Source organism: Mesobacillus jeotgali, from assembly GCF_002874535.1.
GTDB lineage: Bacteria > Bacillota > Bacilli > Bacillales > Cytobacillaceae > Mesobacillus > Mesobacillus jeotgali.
Map to the genome: position 1 here is coordinate 4,136,935 of NZ_CP025025.1, position 22,829 is coordinate 4,159,763.

Sequence of the window (22,829 nt, forward strand, 5' to 3'; positions counted from 1 at the left end):
GTAACATTTTGTTACATTTTAGTTAAATTTGTGTTTTTTAACAAAAAAGACAATGAGAGGGCATATTCATTGTCTACAGTCGTTTTTAGTTTAGAGGAGAACGAGGCTGTTGATTTCCGTTCCGGTCTCTTCGCTTTCGGGGCTGGCGGTGAGCCTCCTCGACGCTTTAGCGCCTGCGGGGTCTCCCCATGACTTGCTCATCCCGCAGGACATTGATTGGCTCCTTGGAGCCTGCCCACGTGCGATGGAAATGCGTTAGCATTTTCGGAGGAGTCTTCGCGCCTTCCACTACAATCAACAGGGTATTAATACAACAATTGACGTGCAAAAAAAAGACAATGAGTGCTATACTCATTGTCTCGAAAATACTTGCTCTACTTGATAAGTTCAGCTAGTTCATACTGGATATTCATGACGTCGTTTCCACCCAGCAGCGTGTAATGGTTGTAATCCTGTTGGATAATCGTGTTACGAACAGCCCATGGAATTTTGTCTGAGTTTGATAGCAGCAGCGGGGCATTATTTTTTGCTGCCAAAACCGCTCCTGTCAACGCATCCGCGAAGCCCATTCCATTGGCAATGTAAGCCTTCTCTGTTCCAAGTGGAAGCTTACTTACAATGTCAGCATTCGTTGCGAAGCGATCATTGCCGCCATAACGCGTTTTATTAGGGATGTCACTGAGAATCTTGCTGTTTATTACATCCTCGCTTCCTACTACTATGGTGCGCTTATATTTCTTTAATTCGTTCAAGGTAGCAGTATTAAGCGTCGATTTATCAGTCAGGAAGATAGGGAAGTTATTTCTCGCTGCATAAGCAGCAATTGATAGAGCATCCGGGAAATTGAATCCATAAGCAAGTATTGCCGTATCACCCTTCACTGGTAGTTCTTTCGCGATTTTAATCGCCGTAGCGAAGCGGTGGCTTCCGCCATAACGCAATACTTCCAGATCCATATCTTCCAACTGTTTTTGTACTTCAGGACCAATAGCAGCCGTGCTTCCAAGCAGAATGGCTTTCTTAGCCTTCAGTCTTTTTATTTCATTCCTAGTCGCGGTAGGAAGGTTGTCGGTTGCTGTTAATAGCATCGGAGCATCCAGCTGGTATGCCAGCGGAGTTCCCGCCAATGCATCTGGGAAATCAAATCCCTTCGCCAAGACAACTGTATTCGCTCCTTCTTCCCAGCCCTCCTGTGAAATGGCAGCAGCTGTCTCATAACGGCCTGAACCTGATAGCCTGCTGGCAATGTGCTTGAGTTCATGTGAGGACGTATATCCGACCGTACCGTCTTTTGCTTGTACCTTATACCATACGTATTGGCGATAATCATTGAACTTTTCAGGCTCTTTAGATTGATCGTATTTAAAATCTTCTAGTATCGTTAACGGTTCGCTTACACCTTTAGGAAGAGTCTTCACTGCTTTTGAATCCTGTGTTGGCGCAGTACGAATATTGGCAGCTTTAGCCGAAAACACAACATCTTTAGGCTTGAAGAAGTATTTACTCTCGGTTAGAAGATGATCAGAAACTTCATAGTGGTCTTCTTCGAAAAACAATCGGTAATCAGGCGCGCCTGAATAAGTAAAGTCGTCTGCTTTAAAATCAAAAGGCAAAGGGTAGACTCCCATTCCAGGGTTTTTCTCCTCAATGTACCTATAGACTATTTCTTGATAAGCGGTAGCATTGGTTTCACCAGTGGCTTTAACAATAGGACTATTTTTTTGGACCTTTCCATTATAAGCCAATACCGCAAAATACCAGCTTTCGAGAATATGCCTGTCATTATTATTGATAGTTGGAAGCTTTTCGTTGTAGTTCAAAGCACTGAATTTTTCATTAAGGATTTGAACCCCAGCGTCTATATTAAATTCTATTTCTGTTCTAAGTCTATTAAGGTCAAAGCGGGAATCATTCGTTATTTGCATGATACCTATCCCTGCACCGTCATTCCCTATTTTAGGCTTCCCGTTTTCAAATTGTTGCCAATCACTTTCCTTCATGGCAACGGCTTTGACAATCTCCGGTGGCACATCATGTTTCAGTGCTGCCTCCGTCAAATACTGGTCAATGACCTTTAATGGCGGGTTCTCATAATACTCTGCGCCTTCTGCTTGAATACCTTGAAACGGCACTACAACTAGCAAAATGGCCAGCATGATTGTTACTAATCTATTCATTCCCCTTCTCCTCTCAATCTATCAATCTTGTTAAATGGTAACATTCTTCCAATCATCTTTCTATACAAAATGCTCTTAAAATAGAAAATTGAGGAAAATCGATAATTACTTAATTCGTATATCCCTAAAACACTCCTCATATTATTGAATAAGCCATTCACTTTAAAGGAGTTCCACCAATGCATAAGAAAAAGCAGCAACATCTGGTTCTTGTCATATTTCTTGCGGTCCTTCTGGTCATTGGGTTTCTTGGAGGCCGCTTTTTGCTAAGTTCGCCTTCCAGTCAGGCAAAAGCAGTTGTTGACCAATTCTATTCCTACGAGCAGGATGCGAACTTTTCTGGTTCCTGGAAACTGTTACACCCATATATGAAGGAGAAGTTCCATAAAGCCGCATACATCCAGGATCGATCACATGTATTTATTGGCCATTTTGGTGCAGAAACATTTTCATATGAAATCAGCGAAGCGGAAGAGCTGAAAGGATGGAAAGCAGCCAAGGGAGAAAAACCATTTGATACTGCTTTTAGGTTTGAAGTCACACAAAGATATACAGGGAAATATGGAAGATTCAGCTTTTTGCAAGAGGTGTATGTTGTTGAATATAAAGAAGATTGGGTTATTCTATGGGACTTTAATCACTGAAATATAAGAAAATTCTTGATATTATTAAAATATATAATACTTTTTACCCTTAAAACCTCCATAAAAATACAATTACTAACAATTTAATCCATAATACCAGCCTGAAAGCTCATCATCCGTCGTTATTTATCGAGAACATTTTATTTATTTATGTTCTTTATTTAGGTACAATTTATGTATACTTTACACAGGAGGGTTTTGAGATGCCATTAGTACAAATGAAAGAAGTGTTCACCCCTTTGAAGTTCATAGGAATCAAACTTTATAAGAGTAAAGACGGACATACATTTATCAAAGTAGGCAATAAACCCCGAAAGAAGATTTTTGGCTGATACCATTTCCGAACAGATAGAAACAGAGTATTCTCCTATCTTGAATAGTAGTAGTGATACAGCTTGTTGCCCACGGTAACTGGCTTTTTATTTTTTTATGACCTTCATATATAACTATGTTATCATTCAATTAGTATATTTTACCAATAGCTGAGGAGGGCATAAATTGAGCTTTTTCAAGAAATTAGTTGAACAAGGCACTTTTGATTTCATTGCTGACTGGGCAGATGAGAGTAGCAAACAACTAGATGATCTAGATGAAAAAGTAACAAGAAAATTAGATAGACTAGGTGAAGAACTAGAGGAAATTGGTGATAAGGCGGATGCGGTCCTGGGCACCGGTGACTATGAAAATAGTAGTTTTGATGACAGAATGAGAGCTTTGGAAGGAAAGAAACGCAAGAGGAGAGCCCAGGCTCAACAGGGTGATGTGTTAGGGATTAATAGGATGGGCGGGTTTTATGAACATTACGGGATATATAGTGGCAGAAACAAAGTCATCCATTTCACCTCACTGGACTCTGATATATCTGGCGAAAATAAAATCATGGAAACAGATATGGATCATTTCCTGAGAGATGAAAAGAGATTTTTCATACTCAACTTTGATAATGTGTCCCGGCATAGGCGACCAGAAAAAATCCCTGTTACCTCATCCCTTGGTGGTATTCCTGATGAAGAAATAATGACGATTTACTTTCCAGAAGAAACAGTAAAAAGAGCGAAATCCCAATTAGGTAGAAAAGAATATTCCGTTATATCTAATAACTGTGAACACTTTGCAATTTGGTGTAAAACCGGGGTGCATAAAAGCTATCAAGTAGAGGATGTATTAGGTGCAGTTACACCCATTCAAAAGGCAGCGCCCAGACTGAAATCATCAATATAAAAAACGAACGGGAATGATCAATTCCCGTTCGTTTTTTACTTATCCTTAATCTCCAACAGCTTCAATCTCAACTCATTCTCCATAGAAGCCAGGTCCTGTTCTGCCTGACGTCTCTTCGTCCGGCCTTCCTCTTGGATTCTCAATGTCTCTTCCAATGTAGTAATCAGGTTTTCCTGTGTCTTCTTCAATGTCTCAATATCGACAATGCCGCGCTCGTTTTCTTTCGCTGTTTCGATGGTATTTGTCTTAAGCATTTCAGCATTTTTCAGCAATAGTTCGTTTGTTGTCTTGGAAACCTGCTTCTGTGCTTCAACTGCATGTCGCTGCCTGATCAGTGTCAGGGCAATCGCAACTTGGTTTTTCCAGAGGGGGATCGCTGTCACGATCGATGACTGGATTTTTTCCACCAGCGCCTGGTTCGTATTCTGGATCAGGCGGATTTGCGGCGCACTCTGGATCGTGATTTCCCTGCTTAATTTCAGGTCATAGAGACGCTTATCCAGCCGGTCGGCAAACTGGATCATGTCATTGACTTCCTGGAACTTCATTTGATCCTGTGAAATTTCCGCAGCCTTCTTCAGCTCGGGAATTGTTTTTTCATGCAGTTCCTCAAGCTTCAGTTCTCCAGCGGCTATATAAATATTCAACGCATTGAAATATTCCTTGTTCGTTTCGTACAATTTCTCGAGCATGCCAATGTCTGACAGCAGGACGTTTTTGCTTCGGTCGAGTTTCACGCTGATCCGGTCAATCTGTGCCCCGGTCTTTTGATACTTGGAGAGGATCTCCTGCACAGAACCCGAAATCTTGCCAAACATCCGGGCAAAGAAAGATTGCTTTTCAGTGCTTAGCTCCTCCGGATTCATATCATTGAGATGCTTCATCAAATCATTGATAATCTCTCCTACTTCGCCAATATCCTTCTTCTGGACATGGTCAAGCATCGCATGCGAAAAAGTCAGCAGTTTCCCCTGCGCCTGGGTACCATATTGAATCATCGCCTGGTGATTTTTCGGGTCAATCTGTTCAGCCAATTGATAAGCTCTCTGGCGATTTTCCTCAGGTATGACATCAATCAGCTTGACAGGTTTACTGTCTTGTTGCTGCGGACTGAGCTGCAGCTGCAGTTCAGGTGAATCTCCAAACGGGTTCGTTAAGATATCATCCATGATATTTCCGGTATTTTTTAAAAGATCAGGATTTTTTTCAGTCATTATTTTAACCTCCTGGTTTCATCAGGAATTTCTGTTCGTTTCTTAATTGAATGCTTTGCAACGTCTATTTCAAAATTCAGATGGTCAAGATCCTCTTCCAGCATATAGTTCAAATCTTTCTCAACGATTTTCGTAAGGTCCTTTAAAGTGTCCTGTGTATCCTGTAAAGAGTATTCCAATTCCCGATTTTTGGCCGGCTGGGAGGATAGGAAGGCATACTTTTCACTTAGTTCCATTATTGAATCAAGATGAGAAAAATAGAACTGTTCCGCCTTGAAGAATCTTCTTGGCTCGCGATTGCTCAGCTTCTGGATGTTTTTCACAAGCCGCACAAGCTCAATCCTCTGTTTCAGCGAACGGATATGGCGGATGGAAAAGAGCGACTTCTGGATTCTGTTGATTTTTACATTCGCTTCTTTAAGATTTCTCTTAATATATTTGTATTCCTTCATGGTCAGCCTGTTTTTTTCCAAAAAGCGTCTTTGCAAATATGAACCTAGTCCAAAAAACATCACTCCGCCGCCGATAAATCCATAAAGCGAAGACATCCAGAACGTCTGGTCAAAACCTGCATAAGCCAGCAGCCAGATGAACGCCGAAAAAGGGATTGACGCACCAGTTTGCATGAATCGTAAAAGGAATTTATTCATTAGTATCGACTCCTGTTTTGAATCTTCCTATCTATACGAATAGAAGATACAGAATGTTTCATTCACTGTAAAAAAATGTTTTCTCCCTTATACAATACTTCAAAACAAGCTATTTTTCTACAGACTCAGTTTGTACTCTGTTCTAGGTCTCGAGACTGAGATGACTCCAAACTGGAAAAATTTAATATCAATGAACAATGGCATTTCGACAAAAGATGTGGACTAGCTTGTAGGATTACCTGGTAATTTGTAGAAACTTTTGTTGTTTCATTTTTTAAAAAAGGCGGTATATAGGGATTAAAGAAAGCAAAAGTAAAAAAAATACATTTCAAAGGAGTGTTTCAAATGAAAGTAAAAGCAGGAAGCTGGAGCATGTTGAGTCCTGAGGAGAAACTATGGTTATTAAAAGCCATTAGTAACCAATCCAAAAAGCAAAAAATTAATGAATAATGAAAGCGGAGTGGATTCTACTGGAATGAGCATAGAAAAATGGTTGTCATTAATAGAAGAAAGACTGCTGTTAAGGACCATTTGTTCCTTAAACTAGCAGTCTTTCCATTTAGAAAACTTATAGATCATATAAAACTGATGACCAATAGTGTCTTTTACTCTCCTCCCACTTCTTTTCCTCCCAATCTCTTCTATATATTTCTATCTAATTCGTCATATTGCTTGGAATTTTTGTCGTGAATTGTAATATAAATGTAATTATGCCGTTATTTGTTTGTAACCCCTTTCGCTATATACTAGGTTTAACTTTTAATTAACGGGGGTAAAACTACTTGTTTAAGAGAATTCTAGCATCTATGTTGCTCTTCGCTTTAGTAGCTACTGTCGCACCGTCTATCGATCAAGCCTCTGCCTCTGGAACGACTTATTATGTGAAAGTTAATTCTGGATCATTAAATATGCGCAATAAACCTGCTACTTCTGGAAAAATTGTAGCTAAACTTCCTAAGAATCAGCTAGTAACTGTGTCTTCCCAATCAAAAGGTTGGGCAAAAGTTTCAACAAAAGGGAAAACAGGTTATGTAAGTTCTAAATACATTGCACCCAAAACTACTAAAAAAACTTCTGCACCAAAAACTGTTACTAAGACAGCTGATTATAAAGCTAAAGCAATCTCAGTTGCGAAAAGCAATTTGGGAGTCAAGTATAAATGGGGTGGCAACACAACCAGCGGTTTTGACTGCTCCGGTTTAGTAACATACTCATACGACAAGGCAGGCGTCAAGCTGCCTCGTACAGCAGCAGAAATGTATAGCAAGGCAGGTACGAAAGTTACTTCCTTCCAGCCAGGCGATCTATTATTCTACGCAACTAGCGGTGGCAAGAAAGTAACCCACGTTGCCATTTACATTGGAAACGGACAAATGATCCACTCTGCGACTTCAAAGGGTGTATCAATCGTAAGTATCAATAATTCATACTGGAAGCCAAGATTCATTGGTGCTAAGAGAATATAAATTTAAATTATGTAAGACAAATAGACCATCAAATTGAGAGATAGTTCAATTTGATGGTCTATTTTTTGTAATAGATTTTCTTCAAACTGCTAAATAGAAAATGATCTGGAAGAAAACTGTGAAAATCATGGGTGTGAACTTAACACAAATATGGCCATTTCATTGTTAATATAACTAAACACCAATCTTGTCGGTAAGCCAGCCTTCAATAAATTGTTTCAAGGAAGCTGCTACCCATGTCCGACTATCATCCTCGTGATTCCAGACGTATATATCATTCTTTTCAATACTGCCATTTTTTAATATTGCGTAGCAAAACAAATCACCGTTACCAGCTTCCGAGAAAAAGAAAAGATGATCTAATGGCATATAAATATCTTTATAGTCTTCAAAATTTCTAAAGAAAAGATTGTCTTTGACAATTTGAGAAGTAGACCAAATCAGCGGACAATTCCAATTGTCAAAAACACCATTTGTTTCATTCAATAACACTGCTAATTCTTCAGGCAATTCAACATTCAATTCTTTTTGAATTTGATCAATCTCATACTTTGTTGCAGGTTCTTTAAAGTAGTGTTCCTTCGAAATAGTAGAAACAAATTCTCTCCACATATATTTGCTCCCTTAATTGCAATTTAGTTGCCTAATTTTATTTTCGACTTCCTTAATGCAAATCCCTCTTCAGCTGCTAGTACAGCTTCGTTTAATAAGGGAATTCAAAAAAGGGGGTGAACCCTTCAAAGTAAAGGGTTCTCTTCGGAAGTGAGAAATCATAAATAACAGTATAAACACTTTCATATTAAGATGGGGATTTTTCAAAGAAAGACCTGAGCTGATAAATAGACGGAGAAATTCCGTTTAATTAGTAAATGGCACTGGAAATAGACTAAATAGACGGAGAAATTCCGTCTATTTACTCGAAAAACACTAAATTAGTGGATTTTTCTTGGCATAATCGGAAAAACTCCGCTTATTTAGCCAAAAACTTGCTCCATTATGAATATAACCGGAAAAACTCCGCTTATTTTACTGTCGCTGGTTTCTTATTTAAGGACCAGACTTTATATAAGATAAAGATTACTTTTCTTATATAAATCTACTTTCTGGTCTGAACCTTTTACTTTTCGCCATTCTTTTGTTGTTCACGCACCTGGCCGTTCGATCCATCCGCCGAAATGCATGGCAATCAATGCTACTTCATCTTCTGATATCCTTTTGCCCATGGCCTCTTCAAGGTAATGTATTACTTTTTTTGTTTCCTTGTAGAGATCCGGAAAATTGCTGATGATGGATTCAGCCAGTGGATTGTCGTATTCAAGCCCATAGATGATGCGATAATAGGCCGACTTCAGATGAAAATATAGACTACGTTCAAGAACGTCCCTGTCACGGAAAGCCAGGTGGAAATCTTCTTCAAAGTCACTTACCATCTTATTGATGATTTTTTTCAAGAGTGCCAATTCAGCCTCTCCTGCACTACTCGGACAATACTCCTCAGTCTTCGCCCCCATCAGGCATACAGTGATATAACACAGTTCATCATCTGGAATGCTCAAGTCGAACTGTTTCTCGATTTGATTGCCAATAAATTTAGCTGCCGAATACTCTTCGGATGGCTTCAAAATGACCTTTTCCATCGGGTCCATGTGCATTGTCTTTCCCTGACGATACCTTTTCAGCAAGAACAGCAGGTGAACGCTCAGGATCTCCATCATGTCATCGGGATAATGGATATCAAGGTATTTCTCAGATTCAATTAAAATACGGTAAACACCAGCTGCTTCTGGTGAAGCAAATAATTCAGTCGTCCAAGTTCCTTCTGAGATTTGCTCTTCTAAGCTTAACCAGTGACTTTCTTTTACAGGATGAATCCTCGCAAGGAAATGGACAAGGCTGCGCCGTTTATCTTCCTCTGCTCCTACGATACGGTAACCATGCCTTTTTTCCTTCTGTAAATCCAAACGATGGCGAAGAAGCCTAGCCTTCAATTGTTCTAAATCTCGTAAAATCGTACTCCTGCTTACATTAAGCTTTTTAAGCAAATTATCTAGAAAGACCGCCTTCTCCCTGGTTAGTAGCAAGACTCCTATCCAGGCTCTTCGTTCTTTCGCTGAAAGCTGGTATTCTGGGTCCAGCGTAAGTTTTCCAAGTTTGTTTTTTATTGATGCCTTTTCAACCGGATTCAAATAAAACCCTTTATTCCGTGCATACTGAACAGGCTGCAGATGATGTTTCTCCAGCCAGTCATTAATCCCTTTTATATCACGGTAAACAGTGCTCCTGGTGACGCCCAGTTCTTCGGTGAGTGTTTTCATAGAAATATATAGATCCATTCGAATTAACCTGCTCAATATCTCTTTTTTACGTTTATTTATTGTCATGAAAGAGGCTCACCCTTTTTTAACTGACATACAAAAACGAACAAACTCTACTTGATTTCATTATAAAGGGTTGTGCACCATTTTCATACCCGCGGGGTATTTTGTTTTAATGAGAAAAACACCACCTCTTTTAGAAAATAGACTATTGCAATCCGGGATATGGCGAATAGGGAGAGGTGCATAATGCATGATTGGTTCGGACATAATTACTGGCGTTGATTCTGATTTTGGTCGAAGTCGGGGATGGTTCGGACAAAATCACTAGCTGTGGCACTGGAATTATCCGAAGTTGGGGGTGGTTCGGACAAAATCATTGGTGTTTGCCTCTGGTTTTGTCCGAAGTCGGGGATGGTTCGGACAAAATCATTTGTGTTGGACCTGGTTTTCGTCGAAGTCGGGGATGGTTTGGACAAAATCACTAGCTGTGGCACCGGAATTGTCCGAAGGTTGACCAGGTTTAGATATTGATAGCTGGGAATGTCGGAAATAGAATTCAGGACAAAAGACCTATTGAAAGTTTTTTCATAATTAGGATATTTTTATATAGGGCAAAATCATTGAAAAATGATGACGCAAAGCTATAGGGACCTCTTTCCATTGGAAAAAGTCTGCCAGCTACCATCAATCTTAAAGGAGAAAATTGATGTCTAATAACACTTGGCTAACACCAGAGGAAATGCAGAAGAAAAAAGCAAGACAAAAAACCATTCTATATGCAACATTACTATTAGCTACTGTAGTGCTAAGTGCAGCAGTCACAGTCCTTGCTAATCAAATTTAAGCACCGAAACGAAAAGCTCCGATTATCCGGAGCTTTTTGATTTTCAATAACAAAAAGGAGGACACTCCCTCCCGCTGCAAAGCAGCTGTGAAAAAGCGGTCCCCCATACAACTCTTTTGTTACTTCTTCTTCGTCTTATTCGCGATCTCAATCGCCCTGTCTGTTCCTTCAGCTGCCTGATCCAATGCTTCCTGCGGCAGTGTTCCCTGGTACATGTTTTCAAGTGCGGTCACGACTTGCTGGCGTGATTCTGGGAAGACGGAAATCAATGCACCCTGGGTCGCAAATGATGGTTTTGTATCCTGCAGCTGGTCTACGGTTACCTTGAATTGTGGGTATTTCTCCCACTCTGTCTTTACGATATCCTCTTCATATGCAGCCGGGTTGATGGCGAAGTAGCCTGTGCCGATATGCCATTTCGCCTGGCTTTCTGGTGATGCGAGGAACTTCATGAATTCCCATGCTGCCTGCTGCTTATCTTCACCAATCCCTTTGCTCATCCATAGCGACGCCCCGCCAATCGCGACTCCCTGTCTCTCGACTTCATCCGGGTAAGGGATATAGGCAACACCAACATCAAATGAAGAGTTATTGATCGCTCCGGCAACACCTGCGGATGAATCCATGTACATGGCAACTTTTCCTGTCTGGAAAGCAGCACGGATGTCATCCCAGTTCGTTCCGTAGTTGCCGAAGGTTCCGGCTTTGTTCATGTCGTCAAGGAACTTGAAGACTCTAAGCCCTTCCTCCCCGTTGAACACAGCTTTAGTTGCGTCATCGGAACGTCCGTTATCATTGTCGACATACAGGCCGCCTTGTGTCGCTACAAGCTGTTCAAAGAACCAGCCATATGTCAGCATCGAGAATCCAAATCGTTCGTCTTTCTTCGTCAGTTTTTCAGCAGCCGCTTTTACTTCACTGAATGTTTGCGGCGGACTTTCCGGATCAAGACCCGATTCCTTAAAAGCATCCTTGTTATAGATCATCACCGGCGTCGAAGAGTTGAACGGCATTGAATACAGTTTGCCATCGACCTTATAGTAGTTCAGGATGTTTTCCTCAAGCTGGGACAGATCATAATTGTCCTTGTCAATGAATGTTTGCATCGGCTCAATGAAGCCGCTTTCAATCATGTATTTCGTTCCTACTTCAAACACCTGCATGATAGCCGGCGCATTATCGGTGCCTCCCACACTGCGAAGCTTTGTCAGTGCTTCTTCATAAGTACCCTGGAATTCTGCATTGACCACAACTTTATCCTGGGAATTGTTAAAATCCGCAACAATGCCATCAAGTGCTTCCTGGCCAGGTCCCGACATTGCATGCCAGAACGAGATTTCTGTTTTCTCACCAGGCTTCGTGCCCCCATCCTTCTCCTTGTCTTTGTCATCTCCCTTACTTGCATCATTTGAACATGCCGACATGACTAATAAGCTGAAAATCGCACTGATCACGAGGAACCATCTGAACTTTTTCATCATCTTGCTGAACACCCCTTTTTTAAAAAAATTTATAAGTTACTTCTGGAAACCAGAAGTTGAACCCAATATGAATTACTTGAGCGCTCCCTGAGTCAGGCCTTTTTGCAGCTGCTTTTGGCCGGCAAAAAGCAAGAGCAGTGTCGGGATGATGACGACGATCACTCCCGCCATGACGACGCCCCATTCTGTCGCGACTTCCTGGGACTGGAGCTGCTTCAAGCCAATTTGCACTGTCCTCACCTGGTCCGTGCTTGTAACGAGCAACGGCCATAAGTACATATTCCATGTCGTCAGGAAACCATAGGCACCGAGCGTGACCAGGCTCGTTTTTGAGACAGGAAGAATCACTCTCCAAAAGAAGGCGAACTTACCGAGCCCTGCCACCTCTGCCGCTTCATGCAGCTCTTTTGGAATCGTCTTAAAATGCTGGCGCAGCAGAAAGGTTCCGAAGGCCAGCGCGAAAAACGGCACAGTCAAACCTTGATAAGTATTCATCCAATCCAGCTTTTGAATGGTAAAAAAGTTAGGAATCATCGTGGCTTCCCAAGGAATCATCATTGTTGATATAAAGAGGAAGAAGATGAATTCCCTTCCCTTAAACGGGATGAAAACAAAAGCATAGGCCGCCAGACTGCAGACGACCAGCTGGCCGAGCATGACACCGAACGAAACTATGAAGCTATTAATCAAGTAATTCATCAGCGGCAGACGGTCGAACACTTTTATATAGTTATCAAAGTGGATTGACTTAGGGAAGAACTTACCCTGGAGGATTTCACCGCCTGACATGAAGCTGATCATGAATGCATACAGAACCGGGAAAAATACCAGGAAGGCTGAAATCACCAGCAAGATATAAAAAAGTATTTTTTTCGGTGTCGACATCATCATTGATAGTGCACCTTCTTTTCTCCGAGCTTAAATTGCAAAATCGTCACAATCAGGATGCAAATGAATAAAAAGACTGCCTGGGCACTTGCCGTACCAAACTGATAGTTGACGAATGCTTCCCGGTAAATGGAGTAAACAATGAGATTGGTTGCCTGGGAAGGACCGCCCTTCGTTAGAATATCGACCTGCCCGAATGTCTGGAACGCATTGATCAGCGAAATAGTGATGATGAAAAACAATGTCGGCGACAGCATCGGGATTGTGATCCTGCGCAGCTGATACCAATAGCCGGCACCGTCGATCTTGGCGCTTTCATATAAATATTCATCAATATTCTGCAGCCCGCCAAGCAGGATGAGAAACGAGAAGCCGATATTCATCCAGATCGTCGAGATTGAAATCGACACGAGCGCCCAATCAGGATCAAGCAGCCACTGTACGCCCGGTAAATTCATGACATTAAGCAGCCGGTTGAACATCCCGATGCTTGGATGGAACAGGAACAGCCAGACGACAGAGGAAGCCGCCACCGAAATGCCCATAGTCGAAGAATAGACTGTCCGGAAAAAACCGATTCCTTTTAATTTTTCATTCGCGATCAGCGCCAAAAAGAGCGCAATGATGACCCCTGTCGGAACGGTATAGAGAACAAACAGCACCGTTGCCTTGATACTGTTGCGAAATTCCCTTGACTCGAAAAGATATGTGTAATTTTCAAAGCCGACAAACAATGCAGCCGCACCCTGCTGGTCGGTCAGGAAAAAGCTCAGGTAAATCGTCCGGAACATCGGGTAAAATATGAAAACCGAAAACAAAAGAATTGACGGAAACAGGTACAAAAGAGCTGTGCGCGCATTAAGCGATTTCCTCCACAAGCCGAGCTGCTTTGGAGGAGTACTGGCTGCGTCTGCCTTCATATGAACACCTCTTTATCAAAAACATGGTTCTCGATATCCGATGGAGTTTTGATGATTTTTTCCGTCTCGCTGTCAAACAAACAGAGAGAGTCGTAATTGATGACAATCGGGACCATGTCCCCAACATCAATCCGCCATTGGCCAGTCCATTTCGCCATCCATTCCCTTCCTCCCATATCGAAGGAGAAGATCGTTTCATTTCCAAGGATCTCTACATTGGTCGTTTTTACATAGACTTTATCTTTTGCTTTCGTCTCTTTTGTCGCTGCCTTCATGTGCTCAGGCCGGACGCCGATGATGATTGTGTCGGATTTTAATAATGAACGATCTTTTTCGGGAACAGTTATTTTTGCGTCCTCGCTGAAAACAATCTCATTTTTTGCACTGCCCACCTTCCCTTTGCCAATATTCATCGGCGGCGAACCAATGAATGTCGCGACGAAAGGATTGGCCGGGTTATTATAAATATCGATTGGCTGGCCAATCTGCTGGATTTTGCCGTCATGGAGGATCATGATCCTGTCTCCCATCGTCATCGCTTCGACCTGGTCGTGGGTGACATAGATCATCGTGATACCGAGACGCCTTTGGATCTGCCTGATTTCCGAACGCATATGAGCCCTTAATTTAGCGTCCAGGTTGGATAAAGGTTCATCCATCAGGCAAATCGGTGCCTGGTTGACGATGGCCCTGGCCAGGGCAACCCGCTGTCTTTGCCCGCCGGACAGCTCACGGGGTTTCCTTTTCAAATAAGGAGTTAACCCGAGCATTTCCGCAACATCTTCACATCGCTTTTTTCGTTCAGGCTTTGGCACTTTTTTTACATGGAGGCCGAAAACGATATTCTCTTCAACCGTTAAATGAGGGTATAAAGCATAGTTTTGGAATACCATCGAAATATCCCTTTTGCTGGGCGGGAGCCAGTTCGCCTCGAAATCGCCGATTTTCAAAACACCGCCCGTGATTTCTTCGAGGCCGGCAATCATTCGCAGCATTGTGCTTTTCCCGCAGCCTGAAGGGCCGACAAGCACGAAAAACTCTCCAGGTTCAATCGTGACAGTAATATCTGAAATGACTTCTGTTTTTTTATCATACGATTTAGAGACACCTATCAATTCTACCTTCTTCATGCATGCCACCCTTTCCGCTTAAAAGCGATACTCTATGAAAAAGGAGACCACAAATAATGCCTATCCTTCATAGGCAATAGATGTGGTCTCCTGGCTCTCCGTCACAAATTATTAACTTGTCGATTTTAAAATTCCAAGCCATTGAATAATATATATTGAGATTATATGTTTTCAAGATTGGCAGTATGTTAAATTCCGGAAAAAAGAGAGGGACTTATGAGGAACTCGTTAATTATTAGTTTCTGTTTGTTAGCGCTATTTTTTGCAAGTTGCCAAGGAAGAGGAGCGGCACCAGCCTTTGTTTTTACCGGTGATTTCGTGACCATCGCCCATAGAGGGGCGTCCGGTCATGCTCCCGAACATACTATGTCTGCTTACGATTTGGCTGTCTCTTCAGGTGCAGACTATATTGAGATTGACCTGCAAATGACAAAAGACGGGGAATTAATCGCTTTGCATGATTTGGAGGTAGACCGGACAACGAATGGGTCGGGGCGAGCAAGCCTGATGACATTGAAGGAAATTAAAGCCCTGGATGCTGGTTCATGGTTCAATAAACAAAACCCGCAATCCGCTGAACCTTCCTATGAAGATTTGGAGATTCCAACACTTGAGGAAATTTTTCAGCGGTACGGAACAACCGTAAATTATTACATTGAAACTAAATCAACAGGAATGGAAAACAAGTTAATCAATTTGCTAAGAGAATACTCAATCATCGGTTCTGATTCGAAAGTAATCCTTCAATCTTTTTACAGTAAAAGCCTGAAAAAGATTCACCGGCTTGCACCCGGAATTCCACTGATTCAGCTTTACAGATATAAGGAACAGGCGAAAATGACAACGAGGGAGTTACGTTCACTAGAAAAATATGCAGCAGGGATAGGAGCGAACTTTGATATGGTCGATGAGGAATATATTAAAAAAGCCCATAGTCACGGTCTTGCGGTTCATCTTTTCACTGTAAATACTGATAAAGCGATTCAACGTGCTGTTGAGATGGGAGCAGATGGAGTGTTTACGGATTATCCTGAAAAGGTTAAAAGAAAAAACCTCCTATCAAAAGGAGGTCTCAAGTTTAAACAACCGGAGTAGTCGCTTGTTGTATTTCCTCATCAAGCTCAGCTTCATATCTAGCTTTTTCAGCTTCTGACCAGTTAAAGCATTCTGCCATATAACGGCTGACAGCTTTCTTTGTCTGATGGACGGAGGCGATATCAAACAGCAAATCCCCTGTTCGTCTAAAATAGAAATCAACAAGCGTGGCGGTGAGCTCGTGTTCAATTCCGTATACCAATTTCGCAAAGGTGACGAGTGGCAAATTAAATTTTTCAGCGTCTGCTTTTCTCGCGCTGACTAAGCCAAAGACAGTTGGAGCGTTCGAGCCGTAAAAGGCTGCAATTTGCCTCGCTTCCTCTATTGATAGACCAGCTTTTACTCCCTGCTGTGCGGCTGCTTCGACAAACTGCGGGAACTTATCTGATCCGCCAAAGTCTCCTCCGGAAATCGGCAAATGCTTCGTTTGGCTAGGCATGAGTTTCCTACCTTCCTCTGACTCAAATTTTCCGGCTATAAGGTCGACAATCGTTTCCGCCATTTTGCGGTAACCTGTCAGTTTACCGCCGGCAATCGTAATCAATCCTGAATCAGATTCCCAGATTTCATCTTTACGGGAAATCTCTGATGGTCCCTTGCCTTCTTCGTGAATCAGCGGACGAATTCCAGCCCAGCTTGACTCGACATCCTCCGGCTTCGCTTTCACCTCTGGGAACATGTAGTTGATGGCATTGATCAAATAATCCATATCAGCTCTTGTCATCTTAGGATTGGCCTTATCCTCGTCATAAAATGTATCTGTCGTGCCTACATACGCTTTGCCGTTTCGCGGAATCGCGAACACCATTCTTTTATCAGGTGTATCGAAATATACAGCTTGCTTTAGCGGGAATCGGGACTGGTCGATCACAATGTGGACGCCTTTTGATAAAATCAGACTCTTGCCTTTTTTGGAGCCGTCTTTTTCACGAATGTTATCAACCCAGGGTCCAGTGGCATTGATGATTTTCTTCGCATATACCTCGTATTTTTTGCCTGAAAGTTGATCTTCAACTATGACACCAACAATCCTGCCGTTTTCATAAAGAAGATCCTCGACCTTGGAATAGTTCAAAGCGGTTGTGCCCTTTTCCACTGCCGCCTTCATGACCTCGATCGTCAGTCTCGCATCATCAGTGCGGTACTCAACGTAATAGCCTCCGCCCTTTAAGCCGTCTTTTTTAATGAGCGGCTCTCTTCGCAATGTTTCATCCTTGGAAAACATCGTTCTTCGTTCGCTCTTTTTTACACCTGCCAAAAAGTCATATACGCGCAGTCCAATCGAAGTCGTAAAGCTGCCGAACGTCCCGCCCTTGTGGAAAGGCAGCAGCATCCATTCCGGAGTCGTTACATGCGGTCCATTTTCGTAAACAATCGCTCTTTCCTTTCCTACTTCAGCTACGACCTTCACATCCAGCTGCTTCAAATAACGGAGGCCTCCGTGAACGAGCTTTGTAGAACGGCTGGACGTGCCCGCCGCGAAATCCTGCATTTCCAATACTGCTGTGCTTAAACCTCTTGTCGTCGCATCAAGAGCAATTCCCGCACCTGTGATACCGCCGCCGATTACAAGTAAATCAAATTTATTATTTTTTAGATTGGAGATAATCTCCTTGCGTTTTCTATTCGTGAACATGGTGTTTCCCTCCCTGAAACAGGAAAAGAGACCACGTAAAACATTACCTAATGGACGGTAATGCTTCGCGGTCTCTCCAGATCTCCTGCCGATTTATTAACTTGTAAATATTGTATCAAATTTCACGATAAAATGAAATGTCTGAATTTTGAACTCTTGTTATGTAAGATCATTGTTAAAATCCTAATAACAACAATGTTTGAGAAAAGAACCCTTTATTTAAAAGCCATTGCGGCGTTAACAGCTTTTTTCCAGCCGCCGTAAAGCTGGTCCCGGTTTTCATCTGACATCTTAGGTTCAAATGAAGAGTCGATTGCCCACTGTGACGCAATTTCCTCCTGGCTTTCCCAATAGCCAACCGCAAGGCCTGCAAGATAGGCTGCACCCAAAGCAGTTGTTTCGTTTACTACCGGTCTTTCAACTGGAACATTTAAAAGGTCACTCTGGAAGTTCATCAGGAAGTTGTTCATGACTGCACCGCCGTCTACGCGAAGGGTCTTAAGCTCGATTCCTGAATCAGCTTCCATTGCTGACAGAACATCCTTCGTCTGGTAAGCTAGCGATTCAAGCGTTGCACGAACGAAGTGCTCCTTGCTTGTTCCGCGAGTCAGGCCGAAAACCGCGCCTCTGACGTCGCTGTCCCAATAAGGTGTTCCCAGGCCGACGAACGCAGGAACAACATAGACTCCATCAGTTGATTCAACCTTTGTTGCATAATCTTCGCTGTCCTTCGCGCTCTTCAGCATTCTCAATCCGTCACGCAGCCATTGGATGGCCGATCCGGCAACGAAAATGCTTCCCTCAAGAGCATACTCAACCTTGCCATCCAGTCCCCATGCAAGTGTAGTCAATAGGCCGTTCTCTGATTTAACCGCTTTTTCACCAGTGTTCATCAGCATGAAGCAGCCTGTGCCATAGGTGTTCTTCGCCATGCCTTCCTCAAAGCACGCCTGTCCGAACAATGCCGCCTGCTGGTCACCCGCTGCACCGGCAACCGGAATCTCATGGCCGAAGAAATGGTGCGTAACAGTATTTGCGTAAATCTCTGAAGATGGTTTGACCTCTGGAAGCATGGAAGCCGGTACTCCGAGAATTTCAAGGAGTTCCTCATCCCACTTCAGGTCATATATATTGAACATAAGCGTGCGCGAAGCATTGCTATAGTCCGTAACATGGGCACTTCCGCCAGAAAGCTTCCAGATGAGCCAAGTGTCAATCGTTCCGAATAACAGCTTGCCTTCCTCCGCTTTTTGTCTCGCGCCCTCTACATTGTCAAGGATCCATTTCACTTTCGTTCCGGAAAAATAAGCATCGATCAGCAATCCAGTTTTATCACGGAAAAGGTCATTGTAGCCTTTTTCCTTCAATTCATCACAAATTCCGCTTGTCTGCCGTGATTGCCAAACAATTGCATTATAAACAGGAATTCCTGTTTCTTTATCCCATACAACCGTAGTTTCACGCTGGTTCGTAATCCCTATTCCCGCTATTTGCTCTGGCTTAACATTTGATTCTGATAAAACTCCTGCGATGACAGCCAGTACGGAGCCCCAAATTTCATTCGCATTATGCTCTACCCAGCCTGGCTTCGGAAAATGCTGTGTGAATTCCTTTTGCGAAACATGAACGACCTTCCCTGCTTTGTCGAAAAGAATCGCCCTTGAGCTTGTCGTTCCCTGGTCTAAAGATAGAATGTACTTTTCCATAAAATAATTCCTCCCCTTGTCAACTTAACCGCTTTCAATTTATCGTTATCTTAACGCGCCAACTTTAGATGTATCAAACTGTCCTGCCTGTTTTTTTCCTACTGTATAAGCTAATGCCAGGACTACTGCTACTATACCAACTACCAGCCAAAAAGTCGCTGTGATTACACCCGTGAAAAGAGCTTTTAAGATACAACTCCAAGTAAAATTATAAAATGCAAAAAAAGGGAGATACACTACAGGCCTGCCCTTATAAGTGCAGGCATTTCCGTATGAATTTCTCACTACAATGTTAAATTATTTAGATATAAACACTGACAACAGTTTAAGCCTGTTCAATACTATTTGGAAAAGTGATTCCAAATCTCTTTTTTTGATGTTGTGACTGCTTTAGCACCGGCACCCAGTGCATTCTCCACATCTTCAATACTCCTGATAAAACCTCCCGCAAACAACGGAATCCCAAGCCTATCCTTCACTTCTGTTATCAGCTGGGGGACGACGCCAGGCAGGACTTCAATATAATCTGGCTGTGTTTTTCCAAGGAGTTTGTAGCTCTTTTCAAGCGCATGCGAATCTAGCAAAAATACCCTCTGAACCGCTATGACACCCTTCTGCTTTGCTTTTAAAATCACGCCCGTCTTAGTCGAAATCAGGCCAAACGGCTTATATTCCTGACAGATGAACTCTGTTGAATAATCATCGCTTTTGATTCCATGGATCATATCCATATGGTAAAGCATTTTCTTGCCATGCGCCTCTGCCATCGAACTCACATGCTTCAGCTGTGCGATATGCATTTCGAGGAATATCCCTATCTCATAAGGACTTTTCAAAAAGCGCTCAAAATCCTTCATATTCGAAGACGCCGGGAGAATCTTTTGGTTCATATTTTCCATCCTTTAAATTCGTTTGTTAATCATGATAGTGGGATATAGAAGAAATATCAATACTGACGAGCCAGTGTGGCTATTTTTCTATCGGGCTGCTACCGATGTTAGCTGATCTCCCTATCATTACAAATCTAACAAAAAGAGACATCCAATAATGGATGCCTCTAACATACTATTTACGGATTCTGTACCTGTTTCGACCTTCACCCTCACGTATCCTTAAGCCTTTTTTAGGCTCGACGAAAAAAGTCAGAATGCCCTGGGAGTTTTTCATCATTTCATCGCGCAGTTCTTTCGCAGCATGTTTTCTTTGGTTGAACTTAGATTCCTTCATGTTAATCACAAAAGTATGATTGAAGCTTAAATAGACTTCAGTCTTACGAATTCCGAGAGCTTTTGCTTTTTTAACATGTGAAAGGGAAAACCAAACGCAAAAGTCATCATTGTAAGATTTGGTTGGAAATAACCAGATGCCCAGATTGCAGTTAATTTTAATAGGGCACATATAAATATCGCCGAGGATCTCCCTGGAGCTTTTTCGTCCAGCATTGAAATTAGAACCCAAGCCAAGCAATGTTTTATTAATGACTTCAATTGGTTTCATATCGACGAGAAATGTGTCTTCCCCTTCTATTACTCTTGTACACAGCTTTCCATTTTCATTGTATTCTCCTGTCAGCAACACTGTTTCCTGATTAATCGTGTAATCACTTAATAGGTTCACCATTGAATCCTCCTATGTATTGCTTTATCTGACAAAAAGAGTATACTAACATAGTTGGTATACCCAACACACTTTGTCCTCGGGATTTGTCCGCTACGACTTTATTCCCGGGGATTTTTCAATTTTCTTCGCATCTTAACCTCCTGTCTGTTTAAACAGGGCTGCTTGTGTAATTGAGCGCGGTGTTGGATCAGAACCCCTATAGGTATTATTATATTAATAATGACATTTAAATGTAAATCTGAATTTTTAATGATGCCTAACACTTAGTTCTTATGGAATATTGCTAAAATTAAATTTTATTAGTATAATATATTTTTTAACGGACCTGCTATTCAGGTCCGTTTTTTTGTTATATACGGAATTAATCGCAAGAACTAACAGGGTTACTCCTACTTCAATGGTAGTAACTACTTTCTATTTAACAAGAAAAAAATTTATCAATCATTGTCTAAAAAATTTCACAATTCATCATTCAAATATTCGTTACTAATATAGGCATTCTCTTTTAATAGGTCTTGAAAATTTAATTTTCAAGCCTTTTTGTTTGTTTTTTAGCCATTTTGACCTCCAAAATTGAATTTTCGAGATTGGTGCACTCTCTTGTTTCACAGTATGTTTTAGCTACCCGGGAATAAAACGGAATGCGCGCGATCTCGAAAGGACTGCAAAGTGGAAAACTTTGAACAGTTATCTAGACAATATGAGCCAATGATCCACAAGATTATCTCCTCCCTCAATATTTATAAAAACAAGGAAGACTACTTCCATACAGGGGTTGTAGGGCTTTGGGAGGCGGCAGAAGCCTTTGATCCAGAGAAAGGTGATTTTACCAATTATGCTTATTCGTATATAAAGGGACAAATTTTGAATGAGATGAATCGGAATAATCGCCTTGAAGAACGGAGTGTCTATCCGAAAGAAGAATATTGGGAAGGTGTTGAAGAGCCAAATGCCGAATATCCGCTCGAACTTGAGTTTCTGATGAGCTACTGCGAGGGTCTCACCGAGAAAGAAACAAAGTGGGTCATTTACACCTGCGTTGATTTCCTATCCGTCAGACAAATAGCTCAAAAGGAAAATGTCTCAGTATCAGCAGTCAAACAATGGAGGAGCAGCGCTAAAAAGAAGCTCAAGGAGCAATTGATAGAGGTTATAGATTAAGAGGCTTTTCACGAGCAATGCCATCCAGCCAAAAAAAGCCTGAAACCGGGTAATACAATCTTGGTTTCAGGCTTTTTATATTCGCAATATCCGATTCATAACTTTCACTCTATAAAGCATCCTTCCAGTTTTCTGAAGTCAAATCCATGAATCTTCCTTTGTCCTTGTTTTTCAATGCCAAATCGATTTCTTCTGCTCTTCTCCGTTCCAGGAATTCATTCTGGACCTTCTGGATGATTTTGTTTGCTCCATCTGTATACCTAGTTTTTTTACGAGTTAAAATCAGTTCTGTATTGTCAGAATCATGTATAGTGTTCATGAACATATTTACGTCTACATTTTGCTTATAGAAGTTAGAGTTCTTATCGTTTTTCATGAATTATCCCTGCCTTTTTTTGGGTTATGTGTTAGTTACTATTTACCCGATTTTACAGGAATATAACTTTTTTGAGAGATTTTCAATAAATCGCAAAGATCGAAAGAAAGATATTTAAACAAGGGACAATCTTGTTGTATCACTTGATATTAATGCTTTTATGTCATAGGACGGTTAATTATTCTAGTATTAAGCTAGTTGTAGTTAGTAGTGCTTACTGTTCCATTTTGCTATAGATATTTTTAAAAAAACAATTAAATATATTTGTCAATAGTTTTACCT

Annotated in this window: 21 protein-coding genes and 1 riboswitch; of the genes, 7 read left to right on the plus strand and 14 right to left on the minus strand. The window is 41.7% G+C overall.

All coding sequences use genetic code 11. From position 1 onward, the window contains the following. Positions 1-374 precede the first annotated feature (374 nt). Positions 375-2,177 carry a cell wall-binding repeat-containing protein gene (locus CD004_RS20730; protein ID WP_102264496.1) on the minus strand — a complete coding sequence of 601 codons (1,803 nt, stop codon included), beginning with the start codon at positions 2,175-2,177 and terminating at the stop codon, positions 375-377. Between the two features lie 179 nt (positions 2,178-2,356). Here CD004_RS20730 and CD004_RS20735 point away from each other — a divergent pair, with 179 nt between their 5' ends. The 3 genes from CD004_RS20735 (at position 2,357) to CD004_RS20740 (ending at position 4,042) form a co-directional block, all read left to right on the plus strand. Continuing rightward, positions 2,357-2,821, plus strand: coding sequence for a hypothetical protein (locus CD004_RS20735; RefSeq protein ID WP_102264497.1), 465 nt, complete (start codon positions 2,357-2,359; stop codon positions 2,819-2,821). A gap of 203 nt (positions 2,822-3,024) precedes the next feature. After that, positions 3,025-3,153 (plus strand): hypothetical protein, encoded by a 129-nt coding sequence (locus CD004_RS24535; protein ID WP_267892335.1) that lies wholly within the window; start codon positions 3,025-3,027, stop codon positions 3,151-3,153. Positions 3,154-3,319: 166 nt separating this feature from the next. Then, complete coding sequence (locus CD004_RS20740) at positions 3,320-4,042, plus strand: lecithin retinol acyltransferase family protein (RefSeq protein WP_102264498.1); 723 nt, start codon at positions 3,320-3,322, stop codon at positions 4,040-4,042. Between the two features lie 35 nt (positions 4,043-4,077). Here the strand turns inward: CD004_RS20740 and CD004_RS20745 are convergent, their stop codons facing one another. After that, positions 4,078-5,256: a toxic anion resistance protein gene (locus CD004_RS20745; RefSeq protein ID WP_102264499.1), complete on the minus strand. Its 1,179-nt coding sequence runs from the start codon at positions 5,254-5,256 to the stop codon at positions 4,078-4,080. Continuing rightward, entirely contained in the window at positions 5,256-5,906 is a 651-nt protein-coding gene (locus tag CD004_RS20750; protein WP_102264500.1) for a 5-bromo-4-chloroindolyl phosphate hydrolysis family protein, read from the minus strand. The genes CD004_RS20745 and CD004_RS20750 overlap by 1 nt, the downstream gene beginning before the upstream one ends. A gap of 782 nt (positions 5,907-6,688) precedes the next feature. Here CD004_RS20750 and CD004_RS20755 point away from each other — a divergent pair. Continuing rightward, a complete protein-coding gene (locus CD004_RS20755; RefSeq protein WP_158651610.1) occupies positions 6,689-7,372 on the plus strand; it encodes a C40 family peptidase in 684 nt (227 codons plus the stop codon). A gap of 174 nt (positions 7,373-7,546) precedes the next feature. Here the strand turns inward: CD004_RS20755 and CD004_RS20760 are convergent, their stop codons facing one another. Both CD004_RS20760 and CD004_RS20765 read right to left on the minus strand, forming a co-directional pair. Next, the gene (locus tag CD004_RS20760) at positions 7,547-7,984 is read right to left on the minus strand and encodes an SMI1/KNR4 family protein (RefSeq protein ID WP_102264502.1); all 438 of its coding nucleotides are present in this window, start codon (positions 7,982-7,984) and stop codon (positions 7,547-7,549) included. Between the two features lie 530 nt (positions 7,985-8,514). After that, the gene (locus CD004_RS20765) at positions 8,515-9,753 is read right to left on the minus strand and encodes a BglG family transcription antiterminator (RefSeq protein ID WP_102264503.1); all 1,239 of its coding nucleotides are present in this window, start codon (positions 9,751-9,753) and stop codon (positions 8,515-8,517) included. A gap of 537 nt (positions 9,754-10,290) precedes the next feature. Beyond that, positions 10,291-10,376: riboswitch (cyclic di-GMP riboswitch) on the plus strand. 20 nt (positions 10,377-10,396) lie between these two features. Here CD004_RS20765 and CD004_RS23930 point away from each other — a divergent pair. Continuing rightward, positions 10,397-10,534, plus strand: coding sequence for a hypothetical protein (locus tag CD004_RS23930; RefSeq protein WP_158651612.1), 138 nt, complete (start codon positions 10,397-10,399; stop codon positions 10,532-10,534). 119 nt (positions 10,535-10,653) lie between these two features. On the opposite strand, the gene CD004_RS20770 is transcribed toward CD004_RS23930, so the two are convergent. The 4 genes from CD004_RS20770 to CD004_RS20785 form a co-directional block, all read right to left on the minus strand. After that, positions 10,654-12,015 carry an ABC transporter substrate-binding protein gene (locus CD004_RS20770; protein ID WP_407657638.1) on the minus strand — a complete coding sequence of 454 codons (1,362 nt, stop codon included), beginning with the start codon at positions 12,013-12,015 and terminating at the stop codon, positions 10,654-10,656. A 72-nt stretch (positions 12,016-12,087) separates the two neighbouring features. Continuing rightward, positions 12,088-12,900: a carbohydrate ABC transporter permease gene (locus CD004_RS20775; protein ID WP_102265193.1), complete on the minus strand. Its 813-nt coding sequence runs from the start codon at positions 12,898-12,900 to the stop codon at positions 12,088-12,090. 2 nt (positions 12,901-12,902) lie between these two features. After that, on the minus strand, positions 12,903-13,823 hold the full coding sequence (locus CD004_RS20780) for a carbohydrate ABC transporter permease (protein WP_102264504.1): 921 nt from the start codon (positions 13,821-13,823) through the stop codon (positions 12,903-12,905). After that, entirely contained in the window at positions 13,820-14,953 is a 1,134-nt protein-coding gene (locus CD004_RS20785) for an ABC transporter ATP-binding protein (protein ID WP_102264505.1), read from the minus strand. Before CD004_RS20785 ends, CD004_RS20780 begins: the two co-directional genes overlap by 4 nt. 216 nt (positions 14,954-15,169) lie before the next feature. Here CD004_RS20785 and CD004_RS20790 point away from each other — a divergent pair, with 216 nt between their 5' ends. Continuing rightward, positions 15,170-16,048: a glycerophosphodiester phosphodiesterase gene (locus CD004_RS20790; RefSeq protein WP_102264506.1), complete on the plus strand. Its 879-nt coding sequence runs from the start codon at positions 15,170-15,172 to the stop codon at positions 16,046-16,048. Here CD004_RS20790 and CD004_RS20795 read toward each other — a convergent pair. From CD004_RS20795 to CD004_RS20815, 4 genes are all read right to left on the minus strand, one after another. Next, entirely contained in the window at positions 16,032-17,684 is a 1,653-nt protein-coding gene (locus CD004_RS20795; protein ID WP_102264507.1) for a glycerol-3-phosphate dehydrogenase/oxidase, read from the minus strand. The two genes, CD004_RS20790 and CD004_RS20795, sit on opposite strands and share 17 nt — an antisense overlap. A 215-nt stretch (positions 17,685-17,899) precedes the next feature. Continuing rightward, on the minus strand, positions 17,900-19,390 hold the full coding sequence (glpK, locus tag CD004_RS20800; RefSeq protein WP_102264508.1) for a glycerol kinase GlpK: 1,491 nt from the start codon (positions 19,388-19,390) through the stop codon (positions 17,900-17,902). A gap of 341 nt (positions 19,391-19,731) precedes the next feature. Continuing rightward, positions 19,732-20,280 carry a glycerol-3-phosphate responsive antiterminator gene (locus tag CD004_RS20810; protein WP_102264510.1) on the minus strand — a complete coding sequence of 183 codons (549 nt, stop codon included), beginning with the start codon at positions 20,278-20,280 and terminating at the stop codon, positions 19,732-19,734. A gap of 175 nt (positions 20,281-20,455) precedes the next feature. Then, positions 20,456-21,010: a competence protein ComK gene (locus CD004_RS20815; RefSeq protein ID WP_102264511.1), complete on the minus strand. Its 555-nt coding sequence runs from the start codon at positions 21,008-21,010 to the stop codon at positions 20,456-20,458. A 669-nt stretch (positions 21,011-21,679) separates the two neighbouring features. Here CD004_RS20815 and CD004_RS20820 point away from each other — a divergent pair. Further along, entirely contained in the window at positions 21,680-22,171 is a 492-nt protein-coding gene (locus tag CD004_RS20820; protein ID WP_102264512.1) for a sigma-70 family RNA polymerase sigma factor, read from the plus strand. 109 nt (positions 22,172-22,280) lie between these two features. On the opposite strand, the gene CD004_RS20825 is transcribed toward CD004_RS20820, so the two are convergent. Next, entirely contained in the window at positions 22,281-22,547 is a 267-nt protein-coding gene (locus tag CD004_RS20825) for an IDEAL domain-containing protein (protein WP_102264513.1), read from the minus strand. Positions 22,548-22,829: the final 282 nt, after the last annotated feature.

Coding starts and splice junctions, on each gene's coding strand:
- CD004_RS20730 (WP_102264496.1), bottom strand. CDS start 2,177: ATGAATAGATTAGTAACAATCATGCTGGCCATTTTGCTAGTTGTAGTG.
- CD004_RS20735 (WP_102264497.1), top strand. CDS start 2,357: ATGCATAAGAAAAAGCAGCAACATCTGGTTCTTGTCATATTTCTTGCG.
- CD004_RS24535 (WP_267892335.1), top strand. CDS start 3,025: ATGCCATTAGTACAAATGAAAGAAGTGTTCACCCCTTTGAAGTTCATA.
- CD004_RS20745 (WP_102264499.1), bottom strand. CDS start 5,256: ATGACTGAAAAAAATCCTGATCTTTTAAAAAATACCGGAAATATCATG.
- CD004_RS20750 (WP_102264500.1), bottom strand. CDS start 5,906: ATGAATAAATTCCTTTTACGATTCATGCAAACTGGTGCGTCAATCCCT.
- CD004_RS20760 (WP_102264502.1), bottom strand. CDS start 7,984: ATGTGGAGAGAATTTGTTTCTACTATTTCGAAGGAACACTACTTTAAA.
- CD004_RS20765 (WP_102264503.1), bottom strand. CDS start 9,753: ATGACAATAAATAAACGTAAAAAAGAGATATTGAGCAGGTTAATTCGA.
- CD004_RS23930 (WP_158651612.1), top strand. CDS start 10,397: ATGTCTAATAACACTTGGCTAACACCAGAGGAAATGCAGAAGAAAAAA.
- CD004_RS20770 (WP_407657638.1), bottom strand. CDS start 12,015: ATGATGAAAAAGTTCAGATGGTTCCTCGTGATCAGTGCGATTTTCAGC.
- CD004_RS20775 (WP_102265193.1), bottom strand. CDS start 12,900: ATGTCGACACCGAAAAAAATACTTTTTTATATCTTGCTGGTGATTTCA.
- CD004_RS20780 (WP_102264504.1), bottom strand. CDS start 13,823: ATGAAGGCAGACGCAGCCAGTACTCCTCCAAAGCAGCTCGGCTTGTGG.
- CD004_RS20785 (WP_102264505.1), bottom strand. CDS start 14,953: ATGAAGAAGGTAGAATTGATAGGTGTCTCTAAATCGTATGATAAAAAA.
- CD004_RS20790 (WP_102264506.1), top strand. CDS start 15,170: ATGAGGAACTCGTTAATTATTAGTTTCTGTTTGTTAGCGCTATTTTTT.
- CD004_RS20795 (WP_102264507.1), bottom strand. CDS start 17,684: ATGTTCACGAATAGAAAACGCAAGGAGATTATCTCCAATCTAAAAAAT.
- glpK (WP_102264508.1), bottom strand. CDS start 19,390: ATGGAAAAGTACATTCTATCTTTAGACCAGGGAACGACAAGCTCAAGG.
- CD004_RS20810 (WP_102264510.1), bottom strand. CDS start 20,280: ATGAACCAAAAGATTCTCCCGGCGTCTTCGAATATGAAGGATTTTGAG.
- CD004_RS20815 (WP_102264511.1), bottom strand. CDS start 21,010: ATGGTGAACCTATTAAGTGATTACACGATTAATCAGGAAACAGTGTTG.
- CD004_RS20825 (WP_102264513.1), bottom strand. CDS start 22,547: ATGAAAAACGATAAGAACTCTAACTTCTATAAGCAAAATGTAGACGTA.